At 42.9% G+C, this 13,038-nt stretch carries 21 protein-coding genes and 2 tRNA genes; 6 read left to right on the top strand and 17 right to left on the bottom strand.

Annotated elements, in window-relative coordinates:
• Nucleotides 1-43: 43 nt before the first annotated feature.
• Entirely contained in the window at nucleotides 44-694 is a 651-nt protein-coding gene (locus HBNXNv_RS01745) for a winged-helix domain-containing protein (RefSeq protein WP_347721118.1), read from the bottom strand.
• Between the two features lie 29 nt (nucleotides 695-723).
• Complete coding sequence (locus HBNXNv_RS01740; RefSeq protein WP_347721117.1) at nucleotides 724-945, bottom strand: hypothetical protein; 222 nt, start codon at nucleotides 943-945, stop codon at nucleotides 724-726.
• 68 nt (nucleotides 946-1,013) lie between these two features.
• Here HBNXNv_RS01740 and HBNXNv_RS01735 point away from each other — a divergent pair, with 68 nt between their 5' ends.
• On the top strand, nucleotides 1,014-1,154 hold the full coding sequence (locus HBNXNv_RS01735; RefSeq protein ID WP_347721116.1) for a hypothetical protein: 141 nt from the start codon (nucleotides 1,014-1,016) through the stop codon (nucleotides 1,152-1,154).
• Here the strand turns inward: HBNXNv_RS01735 and HBNXNv_RS01730 are convergent.
• On the bottom strand, nucleotides 1,144-1,410 hold the full coding sequence (locus HBNXNv_RS01730; protein ID WP_347721115.1) for a hypothetical protein: 267 nt from the start codon (nucleotides 1,408-1,410) through the stop codon (nucleotides 1,144-1,146). The genes HBNXNv_RS01735 and HBNXNv_RS01730 overlap by 11 nt on opposite strands.
• A 54-nt stretch (nucleotides 1,411-1,464) precedes the next feature.
• Complete coding sequence (locus HBNXNv_RS01725) at nucleotides 1,465-2,118, bottom strand: hypothetical protein (RefSeq protein ID WP_347721114.1); 654 nt, start codon at nucleotides 2,116-2,118, stop codon at nucleotides 1,465-1,467.
• Nucleotides 2,119-2,208: 90 nt separating this feature from the next.
• Here HBNXNv_RS01725 and HBNXNv_RS01720 point away from each other — a divergent pair, with 90 nt between their 5' ends.
• Nucleotides 2,209-2,775, top strand: coding sequence for a hypothetical protein (locus tag HBNXNv_RS01720; RefSeq protein ID WP_347721113.1), 567 nt, complete (start codon nucleotides 2,209-2,211; stop codon nucleotides 2,773-2,775).
• Nucleotides 2,776-3,316: 541 nt separating this feature from the next.
• On the opposite strand, the gene HBNXNv_RS01715 is transcribed toward HBNXNv_RS01720, so the two are convergent.
• From HBNXNv_RS01715 to HBNXNv_RS01695, 5 genes are all read right to left on the bottom strand, one after another.
• Nucleotides 3,317-3,442 (bottom strand): hypothetical protein, encoded by a 126-nt coding sequence (locus HBNXNv_RS01715; protein ID WP_347721112.1) that lies wholly within the window; start codon nucleotides 3,440-3,442, stop codon nucleotides 3,317-3,319.
• Nucleotides 3,439-3,600 carry a hypothetical protein gene (locus HBNXNv_RS01710; RefSeq protein ID WP_347721111.1) on the bottom strand — a complete coding sequence of 54 codons (162 nt, stop codon included), beginning with the start codon at nucleotides 3,598-3,600 and terminating at the stop codon, nucleotides 3,439-3,441. The genes HBNXNv_RS01715 and HBNXNv_RS01710 overlap by 4 nt, the downstream gene beginning before the upstream one ends.
• A 210-nt stretch (nucleotides 3,601-3,810) precedes the next feature.
• Nucleotides 3,811-3,951 (bottom strand): AbrB/MazE/SpoVT family DNA-binding domain-containing protein, encoded by a 141-nt coding sequence (locus tag HBNXNv_RS01705; protein ID WP_347721110.1) that lies wholly within the window; start codon nucleotides 3,949-3,951, stop codon nucleotides 3,811-3,813.
• Between the two features lie 92 nt (nucleotides 3,952-4,043).
• Nucleotides 4,044-4,185, bottom strand: a tRNA-Met gene (locus HBNXNv_RS01700).
• Nucleotides 4,186-4,295: 110 nt separating this feature from the next.
• A tRNA-Val gene (locus tag HBNXNv_RS01695) sits at nucleotides 4,296-4,369 on the bottom strand.
• A 128-nt stretch (nucleotides 4,370-4,497) separates the two neighbouring features.
• Here HBNXNv_RS01695 and HBNXNv_RS01690 point away from each other — a divergent pair.
• Nucleotides 4,498-4,653, top strand: coding sequence for a hypothetical protein (locus HBNXNv_RS01690; RefSeq protein WP_347721109.1), 156 nt, complete (start codon nucleotides 4,498-4,500; stop codon nucleotides 4,651-4,653).
• Between the two features lie 75 nt (nucleotides 4,654-4,728).
• Nucleotides 4,729-5,262, top strand: a complete 534-nt coding sequence (locus HBNXNv_RS01685) for an inorganic diphosphatase (RefSeq protein WP_347721108.1) — start codon at nucleotides 4,729-4,731, stop codon at nucleotides 5,260-5,262.
• A 34-nt stretch (nucleotides 5,263-5,296) separates the two neighbouring features.
• Here the strand turns inward: HBNXNv_RS01685 and HBNXNv_RS01680 are convergent, their stop codons facing one another.
• Genes HBNXNv_RS01680 through HBNXNv_RS01645 form a run of 8 tightly spaced genes read right to left on the bottom strand, consistent with a single transcriptional unit; the run spans nucleotide 5,297 to nucleotide 12,143 of the window.
• Complete coding sequence (locus HBNXNv_RS01680) at nucleotides 5,297-5,827, bottom strand: hypothetical protein (RefSeq protein ID WP_347721107.1); 531 nt, start codon at nucleotides 5,825-5,827, stop codon at nucleotides 5,297-5,299.
• A gap of 42 nt (nucleotides 5,828-5,869) precedes the next feature.
• Entirely contained in the window at nucleotides 5,870-6,682 is an 813-nt protein-coding gene (locus HBNXNv_RS01675) for an ABC transporter permease (RefSeq protein WP_347721106.1), read from the bottom strand.
• Nucleotides 6,683-6,686: 4 nt separating this feature from the next.
• On the bottom strand, nucleotides 6,687-7,469 hold the full coding sequence (locus tag HBNXNv_RS01670; RefSeq protein ID WP_347721105.1) for an ABC transporter permease: 783 nt from the start codon (nucleotides 7,467-7,469) through the stop codon (nucleotides 6,687-6,689).
• A 25-nt stretch (nucleotides 7,470-7,494) separates the two neighbouring features.
• Nucleotides 7,495-8,253, bottom strand: a complete 759-nt coding sequence (locus HBNXNv_RS01665) for an ABC transporter permease (protein ID WP_347721104.1) — start codon at nucleotides 8,251-8,253, stop codon at nucleotides 7,495-7,497.
• A gap of 52 nt (nucleotides 8,254-8,305) precedes the next feature.
• The gene (locus HBNXNv_RS01660) at nucleotides 8,306-9,091 is read right to left on the bottom strand and encodes an ABC transporter permease (protein WP_347721103.1); all 786 of its coding nucleotides are present in this window, start codon (nucleotides 9,089-9,091) and stop codon (nucleotides 8,306-8,308) included.
• 5 nt (nucleotides 9,092-9,096) lie between these two features.
• Nucleotides 9,097-10,083, bottom strand: coding sequence for an ABC transporter ATP-binding protein (locus HBNXNv_RS01655; RefSeq protein WP_347721102.1), 987 nt, complete (start codon nucleotides 10,081-10,083; stop codon nucleotides 9,097-9,099).
• 26 nt (nucleotides 10,084-10,109) lie between these two features.
• A complete protein-coding gene (locus HBNXNv_RS01650) occupies nucleotides 10,110-10,505 on the bottom strand; it encodes a hypothetical protein (protein WP_347721101.1) in 396 nt (131 codons plus the stop codon).
• A 3-nt stretch (nucleotides 10,506-10,508) separates the two neighbouring features.
• Nucleotides 10,509-12,143: a DEAD/DEAH box helicase gene (locus tag HBNXNv_RS01645; RefSeq protein ID WP_347721100.1), complete on the bottom strand. Its 1,635-nt coding sequence runs from the start codon at nucleotides 12,141-12,143 to the stop codon at nucleotides 10,509-10,511.
• Nucleotides 12,144-12,188: 45 nt separating this feature from the next.
• Between HBNXNv_RS01645 and HBNXNv_RS01640 the strand changes: the two genes are divergently transcribed.
• Both HBNXNv_RS01640 and HBNXNv_RS01635 read left to right on the top strand, forming a co-directional pair.
• The gene (locus HBNXNv_RS01640) at nucleotides 12,189-12,782 is read left to right on the top strand and encodes an METTL5 family protein (RefSeq protein ID WP_347721099.1); all 594 of its coding nucleotides are present in this window, start codon (nucleotides 12,189-12,191) and stop codon (nucleotides 12,780-12,782) included.
• Nucleotides 12,782-13,024: an RpoL/Rpb11 RNA polymerase subunit family protein gene (locus HBNXNv_RS01635; RefSeq protein WP_347721098.1), complete on the top strand. Its 243-nt coding sequence runs from the start codon at nucleotides 12,782-12,784 to the stop codon at nucleotides 13,022-13,024. The genes HBNXNv_RS01640 and HBNXNv_RS01635 overlap by 1 nt, the downstream gene beginning before the upstream one ends.
• Nucleotides 13,025-13,038: the final 14 nt, after the last annotated feature.

Here is a 13,038-nt window from a genome sequence, read left to right as displayed (position 1 = left end):
CTTGCCCAAGCAAGGAAGAAAGAGACAAGAAAAAGGGTTTAAATCAGGCCTTGTATGTTGTGCCTTTTTTACTGCCTTCCTTCTCCACTAGACCTCTGTCTACTAGGTTTTTAAGGTATCTCCTGATTGTTCTCTGTGCTGGATTATATTCTGTTCTTTCTCTATATTTTTCTCCTATTTTTGAAGCGCTGAGTTCTTCTTCAGCTTCAGTTAACAGTTGATGAATGTATTCTGGAGGATTGATGGGATCATCTTTGTCTTCCGGGGCGTTGCTTTCTTCTTGAGATTCACTGTTCTGTTTTCTCTCTATCAAGATTCTCTGCTCTATGTCATTTCTGATGTTGTCGATCTCTTCCTGGACTCTCTTCTCCACTTCTTTCTGGATTCTTTTTTCTACGAAGTCCGGGAGACCCTCACTTAGTGGAGAGCTGTGATCTTCTCTTGTTTCTTGCACAGGTTTGTCTGCTTTTCTGTATTCTCTAGAGCTACCTCTGCCTCTAGCCTCCAATTCTCCTATAGATTCAAGCTCGTTGAGGTATTTGGAGAATGTCTGTACGTGGACAGGATCTTTCTTGTAGTACCTGTATTCCCTATACATCTCCTTAGGACTTTTCCAAGACTCGAAGTCCGCTATCTCTAGAATTGCCTGATCCACAGTTTTCTTCCCCGACTGTTCTGGTTTCCAGCTTTCCACTAGATTCTTAGATTTTTTTAGAGAGGCATTCATAGAGCTTCCCATTCACCTTTTGTGTATCTTGCTAGAAGGTAGTTCAAGGCCTGCGACTCCGTTACACTCATTTTACGTGCCGTCTCTTCGATGACTTCGGCCTGAGCCTCTGGTAGCGAGAATTTTTTTTCGGTCAGCTTTTCGACAGTTTTATGCTGTTGGCCCTCCAATACTGTTTTGGAGGACGGTCTACTCTTGGTCGGGTGGTCGTCCTTCATAATTTTAACCTATGTTGACATATGTTCCACACCTGTATTTAAAACCAACCTATGCCAACATATGCTACATGAAAGACAAGATAGTTACTCTGAAAGAAGAGCATATAGAAGCTATCTCCAACCTGAAAGAAAGGCCTGGAGGATTTAACTTCTCCCAATGGGTAAGAAAAAAGCTAGAAGAAGACTTCGCGGAAGAATTCAATCAGTAAGTTCTTCTAACTCTTCCTGGGATAGGCCTTCCACATAAACCTTCCGGAACGTCTCTCTAAGAACAGGTTCTAGCTGCTCCCAGTCATAACTCCCTTTATCAAAGTTAAAGCCTGCATAAGCTGCTTTTACCAGCTCGTCAACAAACTCTTCACGAGTTATTAACTTTCCACTGTCTTGATCCTCTTCAAGCTTCTGCAGCATTTTTTCTTCCAGTTCATCTCTCTTCTCACGCAGCTCTTCCAGGTCCTCAGTCATAGATTCTTATCCCGTTGTGTGATTGAAATTTTCTTCTAATAGGCGGTTTATTGTTCAAGTGCTAGAAGCTCCAGCTTCAGCAGCTTCGGAGCTAGAGTCCTCAAAGTAAGATAAGCTAGGAATATTTTTCCAGAGAATTTCACAGTTTCCACAACTAACTACGTATACAGAGGCGACATCGTCATCATCTATGGTTGAATCAAAGTCGATATTATATTCCACCTCTTTCATGGAGTTGCCTGCAGTATTCCCTACTTGAACACTTTTCACTTCTTTAGGCTCTGTCGAACTTGAGCTTTCGTATACAGCTACCTCGGCAATAACGTTACTAGCAGTTTCTTTACCATAATTGTATATAGTGAAAGGGACTACATATTCTCCTCCGCCTGTAGAATAAGGCTCAGGAGCAGTTGTCCATACTTTGGCCTTATCCAGTTCATCACGGAGCATATCAACTTCGGATTCCAGATTACTCTTAGTACGTTCTAGGTCGGAGATATTCTGCTGTTTTATCAGCAATGTCTGGTTTAGTTTATCTATAGTGGAGGTCTTTTGTTGTAAAGAAGATTCTTTACTTTGCAGAGTACTATTTAGGTTTTCAACGTTCTTTGTTGATTCGGCCCATGCATTTGCAAATAGGCCCGTAGTAAATAACAATGCAAAAGATATTGCTGCGAAGAAGATTAATGCAGCCTTCTGTCGTTCCATAGGCTAAATATCGCATTTATGTTTAAACAAATGGTGGAGCTGCGGAAGATAGTTAAGCTCTAAGCCCTAAATACATACTATACAGGTACTATGACTGTAAATCCCCGTGATTTGCTTGAGGAATTTGATAAAGAAGAACATATTAAGCAAGTCGAGAAATTCGATATAGGCCCTCTAGAAGAGCCCAATAGTAGGTGGGCGAAAGGAGCAGTAAGAGAGCAAGGAGGCAAAGAACTACACGGGAAACTGGTTATTGCAGCAATCAAACTCTTAGTCAATCAACAGAAGTTATATCCAACTTACAAGGAATGTTATGAGGAAGTAAAAATAGAGGGTAGATTAGCAGGATTACATCCAGACGTACTTGATGAGGAAAACCGGATCGTCATAGAGTGTGGCTTCAATAAACATTGGTCTGATAGCACCTACGACTTTCTTAGAAAATGTATAGACTATCTGGATACGCTCCGACATTACGATGCCATAGACTCTTGGACCTTTATCCATATCCCGAAGAGCGTTAAAGAGGGCGATTCAGCACTTTCAGTGATTTTCAGCAAAGAATTAGATGACTTGATGGAGAAGAAAGAAACGGAGCTATTAGAAAGTATACGCTCGAGCATGGAAGATGTTACCTGGGAAGAAGACGAGGAGTAGTGATTCCGTTTTTAGTGAACTATACGGCCTTTCATGAACACACACAGTGCTGCCAGAAATCTATCTGTAGTGCGTAGACGCAGTATTAGGAAATATCGTTCAGAACCTCTAGTGTACAGAGATACAACGTTCACTGAACGTTCGGTTAAAGCTTTAATTAAAGGTGTTAAAGCAGGGTTTGAACGTTCAATTAAAGGTGTTTTGAAGGGCCTTTAACTAGAAAACCTCTCCACTAGCTGGAAACGGGGTTGAATACCCCTGGGCTATTGAACGTTCACTGAACGTCTGTTGAACAAAAACTTGAACGGCGTTCGAACGCCGAAAAACAGATAACTCTCCGACCAATAAAATTTCTGTATGGGAGAGGATGGGGGAGACGGCTTCAACAAGTATCGTGTAGTCTGCGAAGAATGTGGAAAAGAATGGATTCTTTCGTCAAAGCTGAAGAACTGAACGAAGGCACAGAATCCTGCACAGAATGCGGATCCACCAGCTCCTTCACACACGTAGACATAGAAAAATAATACGAGAAGTGAAGAATTCAGGCTTTACCTCTATCAGGCTTCTCTTGGAGATAATTTCTAATAGCCACTGCTATCACTACTATTATAGCAATAAATATTCCTGCTACTAGACCTATATTGCCTGAAATAGCTGGGGGAATCATTCTTCATCACCTTCAGGCCCTCCAAATATCCATCTGTACACTCGGTTGTATTGGTTGCCCAATCCTATTTCGTGAAATGTTACACGTATTAGGTTCTCTCCGCCGATAAGAAGGGCCCAAGAAACTGTGATCAAGTAGAGAGCTGTACCAGGATCCATAGTTATACTACCTATCACAAGTAGTTTACTTCCAAAAATATTGAACTGTATTACAGCTTGAAGCCAAGTAAAGGTTAGCAAAGACAGCGTGAATAGCGTTTCCACGGCAGAGGACTTCATCTGCATGTAATGTAGGTCACTAATTGCCTCAAGCTGTTTAATATTAGCTTTAACATTACCATCCGTAAATTGTGGTAGCCCCATTCTTTACTAATCCTCTTCAAGTTCTAATTTTCCATTGCTATTTAATTTCCACTCGACTTCCTGGCCATCTTCCCAGTTCTTCGCATTGGCAAGACGCTTCGGTATAGTGAGCACAAACTGGCCGTTTGGCTTCTCCTGAACTTTCATACAGTTAAATTGACAGTTAAATCGTATAAATTTTGCTGTCAAAGAATGTATTAACTAGAAGAATAGCCCTCAATCCCGAACATGGGAAGTATTGGGAAAGCCGGGAATCGAACCCGGGACCTCTGCGTATCTCACAAACGAATTTTTATTTAATCATCAAGGCCTTATCTAGGGCCTCTCATTGCTCATAAAGTTGTTATGAGCGCAGCGCTCTAACCGCTGAGCTACTTTCCCGTGAACGGAGATCCGTTCAAGCGATCGGACGGTTCTAAGGAGAACCGACTTCAGATAATCTGAAAGCCATCGAAGTATGGCTTCTTGCGTTGGCTTAGCGTAACAAGCCTTGGGTTCGCCCGGATTCGAACCGGGGATCTCCGCCATGTCAAGGCGGTGTCATAACCAACTAGACCACGAACCCTGTCTGTGTATAGGCAGATTTGTAGGTGTACTTTTTTGAATCAACTGCAAACGTTGATACTGGTTACAGTAATGCTAGTTAGGCTTAAATAGTTGGAAAGGCATTGTTTACTCGAGGTAAAAGTCTTGATGAGCGTGGAATGCGAGAAATGCGGTAATGGAATACAGGTTAATCCTGTAGATAAACCGAATGTGGACTGGATGAAAGTTGTGTGTAGCGAGTGCGGGCACGTAGAGAATATTTCAATGATCCGGCTTTCTGCTACAGCTACTCAGGAGAGGTAAAAACTCTCCACCCACTAATTTCTGACTTTTCGAAGACGTTAAAAGTTCTCAGGCCTTATTTTCTGGTAGATAGTTATGGTAAATAAATGGCAAGACTACGAGACAGGGCCTAACGCGCCTGAAGAGATTTATGCAGTTATCGAAAACCCGACTGGAACCAAAAATAAGTACGAATACGACAAAGAGAAGGAGTCTGTAGTTCTTGACAGAGTACTGCATTCCGCAGTTCATTATCCTGGAGACTACGGTTTCATTCCGCAGGCCTACTATGAGGACGGCGATCCTATGGATATTCTGGTCCTAACCACTCACGCCACTTTCCCAGGCTGCGTAATCGAATGCAGACCTATCGGAATCCTGTACATGGATGATGGAGGCGAGCAGGACGACAACATTATCGCAGTCCCGACAGAAGATCCAAGATGGGATGGAGTAGAAAGCCTGGATGATCTATCCGATCACAAGAAGGAAGAGATCGCAGAATTCTTCGAGACCTACAAGAACCTCGAACCTAAGAAGCACGTGGAAATCGAGGGATGGGGCGGACAGGAAGACGCACACGACGCAATCAACCGCTCAATGGAACTTTACAGCGAAAAATTCGAATAAGTACCCTAGAGGCCAATAAGGCCTTCTTTTTTATTTAATTTTGCGGATATCTGAACTTTCTGACGAACAGAGACTCACTTCCCTGATCTCCAACTACAGGCACAACCTGGCCAGCTACATCAGAACTTACTCTATACGCGATGTCCTCAACATCCGGTAGATCTCCAGCAGCGTCCTCATGAACCTCTGTCATTAAAGCAGCATCCACATCTTTCTCTATTCTCTTTGCGATCGAAACATAGTTCTCCAGAGGATCATTCCTGGGATTCTCAGGATTATATCTCAAAACACCAGGCTTTGGAACCCTGAAAAGATTTCTCTCCATATCAAGAGAGTTCTCTCCCTCCCACTCAAACGCATTATCAACAATATCATAATCCACGCCATCCTGGCCTGGAATACCCAGCCAGCCTACTTCCACGTCAACACCATAGTCTCTGAACTCAGAGGCCTCATCGTGCAACCACTGATTTCTGCGCTCATCATTTGATTTCCCGGTAGCTATCAGGGCCAGAGAATCAGGCTCATCAAGTTGCTCATACAGAAAATCATAGAAATCCGGCATAATGTTGTTACCTCAGATAAACAACTTAAGTGTTTCTGTTTTTCAGCTACCAGTACTCGAATAATTGCTTACCCCAAACTTCCAGAACCTATAGGCCACGAAGAAAAATACCGGGCCTGCTAGAGGCGTTGCAATCTTCCAGAAAGTAAATCCTTCCTTCCCAAGAATAAAGGAGACCGGGAAGAAAGATGCAAAGGCCAGTGGAATAAGAGTAACGAGCAAGGCCTGTATAGCTACTGCAAATATCTCAATAGGATACTTTCTGAAATTACTGATTCTGAAAATTAGCCAGACCGCACTCCTGGAAGTTCCTGTCCAGAAAGCAGTCGATGAAAAGAATAGATAGATCGATGCAGCGACCATTATGCCGCTCATCATTGCAGCAGCTGCATAAAGCACTTTAAGCAACGTAAGATTGAGGCCTATCTTCGAGCCAGCGTATACAATCAGCAATGCATTTGCCAATACTTTCGGAAGATTGTTATCGTGTACATCGTCGGCGTAGATCTGGAAAAGAGGGTTTAAAGGCCTTAAGAGAATTCTATCCATGTCTCCTGAGATAATGTAGTCTCTTCCAAGCCTTGTAATGTTGAAGAAGAACATGTTCTGGGTAAATATCACCAGGCCTCCGAAACCAGATAAAAATAGCATTTCATTGAATGTCCAGCCCTGCAAGGTTTCTATCTGTGTGAATACCAGTGTAAGGAATGATACCGAAACTACAACGCTGACTGTCTGGCCTAAAGCTCCCAGCAGAAAGTCTTTCTTGTATACCAGTCTGGACTTCCAGTACTGGACAAAGTAAAGCCAGTAAATCTTTGCATACTTCCTCAAAATCTTCATTTTTTCTTTCATTATTCTAGCCTCCCTGCACCGTTAGTATTTTCTTGGCTTTTCTCCAGAGAACCTCTGCAAGCAGGAAAAGGCCTATAATCCAGGCCAGCTGAATTCCCAGCACATTAACTACGCTGTCTGCTGTTCCTTGATAGATGGAGATCGGGCCATCAACCATTGAAGGAAAAGGCGTGTAGTAGAAGAACTGTCTGAGGCCTTCCGGCACCAGGTAGAGAGGAATCATTGCTCCTGAAAGCAGGCCTGCAAGCATAGTCCTCATCATTCTGAGGCTCCATCCGATTTTTGTCCAGAAAACCAGCATAGAGGTCACGTATGAGAGCGCGATAGCCAGATTCAGTGTCAAAAAGATTGAAACACAGAACAAAAACGCGTTTCTAGGGCCTGGAACACCCACATTCAGGAAAATAATGCCAGCGATAAGCGAAGGAATACCTCTGACCACCAGCTTGAACATTGAGCGGCCTATCTCGTAAAAGTAAAGCTGGCCTCTCAGAGAAACCGGTTTCTTCAACTCGTTAACAATAGTACCTCTCCTTATCCTGTCACCAATCCACGACTCCAGATTCGCAGAAGTAGCATTATCGATAACTCTCGCCAGGGCCACATAGGCAATAATCGTGCTGAAAGGAACAGCAAGCTCCCCTGAAGCAGCAATAGCCTTCCACACAAAGTAGAAAAGCACCAAGGAAATAAGAGTAGAGCCAATACCTGCCAGAGTATCAGCACGGTACTGAAGGCCTTCTCTAAGGCCTACTCTTGTGAATGAAAGGTATTTTTGCAATTTCATGTTTTCACTTTTGTTCGTTATCTCTTTAACTTCCTGTACTCGAGTATTTTGAAAGGCCGTAAAGCCAGAAACGATATGCTAAAATGTAGAAGACAGGGCCTGCAACTATGGAGAGAGCCTGTAGTCTAATATACTGGAATTTTCCAAGGAGAAAGCTGGCTTGGAAGAAAGATGCGAAAGCTATCGGCATAATCGTTATGAAGAAGATTTTCATGGCTTCAGAGTATATTCCAAACGGATACTTCATGAATTTTCTAACTTTCCAGAAAAGAGAGAAAAGCGACCCCGTTCTACCTGTCCAGAACCCGATTGTGCCGAAGAACAGAAATATTGCCGCTATAACCATAACCGCGCTACCAAGAGATAACAATGCATAGATAACTTTCAAGCCTGTCAGAGAGAATCCCTGTATCTGGTTTACAGAGTAGATCACTATTAGAAGGCTGGCTACTGCATCTCCCAGATTATGGAAGTTTACTCTACTAGCATAAAGCTGGTAAAGCACGTTTAAAGGCCTGACGAGGTATCTGTCAAGCCTTCCGGTCGTTATATAGTGTTCTCCCAGGAATACTGTAGAAAACATGAATATTGTGTGGAAATGGAGTACAAACCTGCTAAGGCCTGTTAGAAATAAGAGTTCGTATAGCCCCCAGCCATTTATCGAGTCTACCTGTGTAAATATCAAGCCTATCAAGAGTAAAGAGCTAAATATACTGAAAAACTGGTTAACCAAACCTAGAATAGTGTCTTTGAAATAGACAAGCTGAGTCTTCAAATAAATCATGAAAAACTTCCTGTAAAGCCTGAAATGCCTCTTAGTAGAACTTAACAAGGTTTTAGCCACCCTGCACAGTTAATTTTGTTTTAGCTTTTTTCCATGAAAAGTGAGCAAGGATCAAGAGCAGACCAATCCAGACAACCTGAATTAGAATAATCTGTAAAGACGTGGTTATAGAAGACCCTGTGAATATCGTGATCGGGCCATCCACCATGTATCTGAACGGTAGAATATTGAAAAATACTTGAAATTTTTCGGGAACAAGGAACAGAGGGAAGAGCGTTCCTGCAAAGATTTTCTGAATACGGTTTCTGCTTCCTCTAATAGACCATTCGACCTTTGTCCAGAAAATCAGCATAGATGCAGAGTAGGAAAAAAGAAAAACCAAATTAAAAGCCAGAAAAAGACTTAACAAAAACAATAAACTGGAGAAAATGCCCGGAAGAGAGATTTGGAGGAAAATCAGGCCTAAAAACCCTACAGGCAATGCCCTTGCCACAAAATTAAACATTAAATTTCCTAATTCGTGGAAATAGGCCTGAGAAAAAACAGTTATAGGCCTCTTCAGCTCATTAACTATAGTGCCTTTCCTTATCTTTTCTCCCAGGTATCTCTCAACATTAACAAATACAGTGTTCCCCACTACCTGTCCTATAACGAAGTAAGTCATTATTCTGTGCAGGCTTGAATTTACGTGGCCTGAAGCAATTATGGCTGACCAAACGTAGAAGTAAAGAAGCAAGAATATTGAGGAGGAGAATATGCTTGAAAAGGCATCTACTCTGTAGGCAAATGATTCTCTAAAGGATACTCTAGAAAACTCCAGGTACTTTGACAAGTTCACAGGAGTTATTCCTCCAAACCTTCATTGTACACCTTTTTGACTACTGTTTCAATGTCAGGCTCTCTGATCTGGAAATCAATTACATCATACCTCTCGAGTACTTCACGCATCAAATCGCTGGCAGAAATCTGTTCTCTGTCAAAGACGATTTCTACATGGCCTTCATCCTGATTAATCTCTTTAATACCCTCATTTTCTATATTTACTTTCTCTCCGTTACGCATATCCATGACCAGTCTTCTGGAAGTAAACCTATTTACCAGGGCCTCAAGCTCGCCGTCGTAAATCTTTTTCCCCTGATCAAGAACTACGATACGGTCACAGAGATCCTCTATATCACCAATATCGTGAGTAGTAAGCATTACAGTAATATTCTTCTCTCTATTCATTTTCTTGATGAAATCTCTGATCCTCTCCTTAACAGCGACGTCAAGGCCTATAGTAGGTTCATCGAGGTAGACAATTTTCGGGTGATGGAGGAAAGCTGCTGCAAGTTCACATCTCATTTTCTGGCCTAGGCTAAGTTTTCTGACCGGTTGATCCCAGAACTCGCTTAACTGAAGTACTTCATCGAATTCATCAATTCTCTGTTCATAATCCTCATCGGAGACCTCGTATATCTCTTTCAAGAGTCTGAAAGATTCTTTAACAGGCAGATCCCACCAGAGCTGTGTTTTCTGGCCGAAAACTACTCCAATATTCTTCGCATTCTTTTTTCTCTCCTTCTGAGGGTCGCGACCGTCAACTTCTATAAGGCCTGAACTTGGTTCAAGTATTCCTGTCAGCATTTTGACTGTAGTAGATTTCCCAGCGCCGTTAGCACCGATATAGCCGATCATCTCTCCTTCCTCTATCTCTAGATTCAAGTCTTCTACTGCATGAACTTCTTCGAATTCACGGGATACAAAGCTCTTCAGATAACCCTTAATACCGTCTCCACGCTGGTAAATACGAAAGGTCTTGTTGAGATTCTCGGCTTTAATCAAACTCATAGAAAAAATAGGTTAAAACAGATTTTTTAAGCCCTCCACCGAGGACTCTCCTCATCAAGATACTCTCTTTCGAAAGGCATAGAAGAGCCACTAACCGAGAAATAAACCGCGTTATCACGATAACCTACCCTGAGGAATTCTTCACCTTCCTGAGTCCGCACAACCTCAGAGTCAAGGAAAGGATCCTCCGAATAAGGATCAAAACCATAATTCTCAAGTATAGAAGTAGAAAGGTCAGGAGAAAGCTCTCGTACAGTCAAAGGCCTCCTCATTGAAAACTCAAAGTAGATATCCTCACGATCAAATCCGTGAACAGGCCCCGACTGACCCTCAACCTCTGTATCTGCTATAAAGGCTCTATCAATATCTTCAGGCTCCAGAAAACTGTATTCCTGGCTCCATTTCTTATCTGAGACAGTCATGGATTACTCCTTAATCTTAACAGGCACTCCTTTCTCTTTCAGAAGTTCAACCTGTCTCTTAACGAAGTCCTCCTCATTCGAGCCTTTTGTCGCGATCATGTAGACCTGAGCATCACCGAAAGGCCTCATAACTCTGCCAGCTCTCTGAGTAGCCTGTCTACGGGATCCTCCCTGCCCAGACATTATGATGCCAACTTCTGTATCCGGCAGATCAAGGCCTTCATCCCCGATCCTGGAGACAATTATAGTATTGATCTTGCCTTCTCTGAAGTCCTCGAAGTACTCCTCTCTTTCATCAAAGTCTGTCTCACCCGAAATGAAAGGTACGTCAAACTTGTCGGAGATCTCCTCTCCCTGATCAATCCAGTCACAGAAAATCAAGGTCTTCTCCTCAGTGTGCTCTTCCAGCAAATCATCAAGCATAGGGATCTTAGCAGGGTTTTTCGAAGCCACAATAGCTTTCTTGATTCCAGAGGCCTCCTCATACTTGTGCCTATAGAAATCGGACTCCCACTCAACCAGATTAATTTCTACATCCGGCTTGACAACGTAGCCTTCCGAGAAGAAACGGGCCCAGTCGGCGCCAATCTCCTGACCGATCAATGCGAAGATTTCCCTTTCCTTGGAATCCTCTCTAACAGGAGAAGCAGAAAGGCCTATTCTTCTGGTTGACTGTAGAGATGCAGTCTTTCTGAAAAGTTTGGAAGGAATGTGGTGTACCTCGTCGAAAATAATCAGGCCCCACTCCTTCTGGAAGAGAGAAGTTTTCTCTCCAGCCATGTGATAAGTTGCAATAGTTACATCCTTCATCTTCTTCTGATCGCCGTGATACTGGCCTATCTGATCCTCTGTAACAGTTGTCTTGTCTAGTATCTCACGTTTCCACTGATTTACAAGAGACCTCTGCGGCACAAGCACCAGTGTCGGTGCATCAACTTTCGCCATGAGGCCGATAGAAGTAACAGTTTTTCCTGAGCCTGCAGGATTAGCAAGTACTGCAGCCCTCTTCTCGTAGGCCTTTTCTACGTATTCTTCCTGATAATCTCTTAGATCTATTCCTTTTAGATCGCATCCTATCTTTTCTGTGGATTCGCGGAATTTTGAGTTGTCTTCTACCGGATATCCTTTCTTGAGCAGGGCCTTCTTGATCTCTGCACGGGATTTTGCCCCCATCTGGATTCTGGATTTTGTGTCTGAAAGATCTACTGATAGATTCTGGCGGACCTTGTCGATTCCGCGGGCCCATTCCATTCTTTCAGGATCTTCTGAGACAAGTACGTGAGCCATTCTTTCGTGCTCTATTCTGAACATTTCTTGTTTCTCGTAGGTTCTTTCGACCCATTCGACGAAGTGCGGGTAGCTTCCTACCAGACGAGTGTATTTCTCTTTCATTTCTTCGAGTGAGAGATCTGAGTTCCAGATGTCCATTTCTCGGACCTGGAACTTGTAGTGGTCTCCAGAAGAGGTCTCCATATGTGAGATTGAGGAGATTTCTCTCAGTGTTTCATCTGTAGGGTTTGATAGTATAATTTCTCTCTGTGGCTCGAAGAAGACAACCTGATCTTCCTGTAGGTCATTTACTTTCTCAATAAGTTCTTCGCGGGATAAATCCTGTAGCTCGGAATTTTCGTCTGGCATACCCGTGTGAAGGAATGTTAAATCTTAAATCCCTATTCCTACTCTGTGAAGACAGAACTCAAGAAAGAACTTTCAAAGATCAGCGACTTCGAGAACCCAAGAATAAGCCTCGAACAGTACCGTACACCACCGGCCCTTGCAGCTGATTTACTGCATACAGCGTACATGCAGGGCGATATTGAAGGCCAAAAAGTAGCAGATCTAGGAGCTGGTACCGGAATGCTCAGTATAGGAGCAGCACTTCTTGGAGCAGAGGTCACAGCAGTAGAGAAAGAAGACGATGCAGTCAGACTTCTGCATGAAAACCTGGAGAAAATGAATATTGATATTGAAGTAATTCAGCAGGATATTGAGGATTTTGAACTGGATGTTGACACTGTTCTGATGAACCCTCCTTTCTCACATCACTCGGACATTGGACTGAAGTTCTGGGAGAAGGCCTTAGAGCACTCTAACGCAGTCTATGGAATTTCTCCACGAGGTATGCGTGAACGTATAAAAGATTTTGCAGGAAAATCCAGTCATGAAGTGCTGGCGGTAGAGGAGTTCAGCATCTCTTTGCCGCCGAGTTATGGCTTCCATACAGAGGAAAGCCATGAAACCGAAATAGACTTGATAATCACGAGGAGAAAAGAATAATGGAGCTTGAAGCAGTAGAAAAAGGAGACCGACTTATCGTAAACTTTCAGAAAAACCATACAGTCGCAAATCTTGTAAGAAAGGCAATCTGGGAGAACGGTGAAGAAGCCGGATACGATAAAGGCCACCCTCTAGGAGAAGAATCCAATCTTGTAATCGATGCAGACAATCCAAAAGAAGTTCTTAAAGAAGGAATTGCTACTGCACAGGAATGGATGGAAGAACTCGAAGATCAGGCCTAAAAACCTGCTTTTAC

Origin of the sequence: Candidatus Nanohalovita haloferacivicina, from assembly GCF_029232205.1 — an archaeon.
GTDB lineage: Archaea > Nanohalarchaeota > Nanosalinia > Nanosalinales > Nanosalinaceae > Nanohalovita > Nanohalovita haloferacivicina.
Note: the sequence above shows the minus strand (reverse complement) of the source record. Positions and strands in the feature narration are given on the sequence as shown.

Bases quoted from the DNA above. Each gene is read 5' to 3' on its own strand.
- HBNXNv_RS01740 (WP_347721117.1), bottom strand. From the start codon at position 945: ATGAAGGACGACCACCCGACCAAGAGTAGACCGTCCTCCAAAACAGTA.
- HBNXNv_RS01705 (WP_347721110.1), bottom strand. From the start codon at position 3,951: ATGAAAGTTCAGGAGAAGCCAAACGGCCAGTTTGTGCTCACTATACCG.
- HBNXNv_RS01665 (WP_347721104.1), bottom strand. From the start codon at position 8,253: ATGATTTATTTGAAGACTCAGCTTGTCTATTTCAAAGACACTATTCTA.
- HBNXNv_RS01730 (WP_347721115.1), bottom strand. From the start codon at position 1,410: ATGACTGAGGACCTGGAAGAGCTGCGTGAGAAGAGAGATGAACTGGAA.
- HBNXNv_RS01720 (WP_347721113.1), top strand. From the start codon at position 2,209: ATGACTGTAAATCCCCGTGATTTGCTTGAGGAATTTGATAAAGAAGAA.
- HBNXNv_RS01690 (WP_347721109.1), top strand. From the start codon at position 4,498: ATGAGCGTGGAATGCGAGAAATGCGGTAATGGAATACAGGTTAATCCT.
- HBNXNv_RS01675 (WP_347721106.1), bottom strand. From the start codon at position 6,682: ATGAAAGAAAAAATGAAGATTTTGAGGAAGTATGCAAAGATTTACTGG.
- HBNXNv_RS01710 (WP_347721111.1), bottom strand. From the start codon at position 3,600: ATGGATCCTGGTACAGCTCTCTACTTGATCACAGTTTCTTGGGCCCTT.
- HBNXNv_RS01685 (WP_347721108.1), top strand. From the start codon at position 4,729: ATGGTAAATAAATGGCAAGACTACGAGACAGGGCCTAACGCGCCTGAA.
- HBNXNv_RS01650 (WP_347721101.1), bottom strand. From the start codon at position 10,505: ATGACTGTCTCAGATAAGAAATGGAGCCAGGAATACAGTTTTCTGGAG.
- HBNXNv_RS01635 (WP_347721098.1), top strand. From the start codon at position 12,782: ATGGAGCTTGAAGCAGTAGAAAAAGGAGACCGACTTATCGTAAACTTT.
- HBNXNv_RS01735 (WP_347721116.1), top strand. From the start codon at position 1,014: ATGAAAGACAAGATAGTTACTCTGAAAGAAGAGCATATAGAAGCTATC.
- HBNXNv_RS01680 (WP_347721107.1), bottom strand. From the start codon at position 5,827: ATGCCGGATTTCTATGATTTTCTGTATGAGCAACTTGATGAGCCTGAT.
- HBNXNv_RS01655 (WP_347721102.1), bottom strand. From the start codon at position 10,083: ATGAGTTTGATTAAAGCCGAGAATCTCAACAAGACCTTTCGTATTTAC.
- HBNXNv_RS01670 (WP_347721105.1), bottom strand. From the start codon at position 7,469: ATGAAATTGCAAAAATACCTTTCATTCACAAGAGTAGGCCTTAGAGAA.
- HBNXNv_RS01645 (WP_347721100.1), bottom strand. From the start codon at position 12,143: ATGCCAGACGAAAATTCCGAGCTACAGGATTTATCCCGCGAAGAACTT.
- HBNXNv_RS01725 (WP_347721114.1), bottom strand. From the start codon at position 2,118: ATGGAACGACAGAAGGCTGCATTAATCTTCTTCGCAGCAATATCTTTT.
- HBNXNv_RS01715 (WP_347721112.1), bottom strand. From the start codon at position 3,442: ATGATTCCCCCAGCTATTTCAGGCAATATAGGTCTAGTAGCAGGAATA.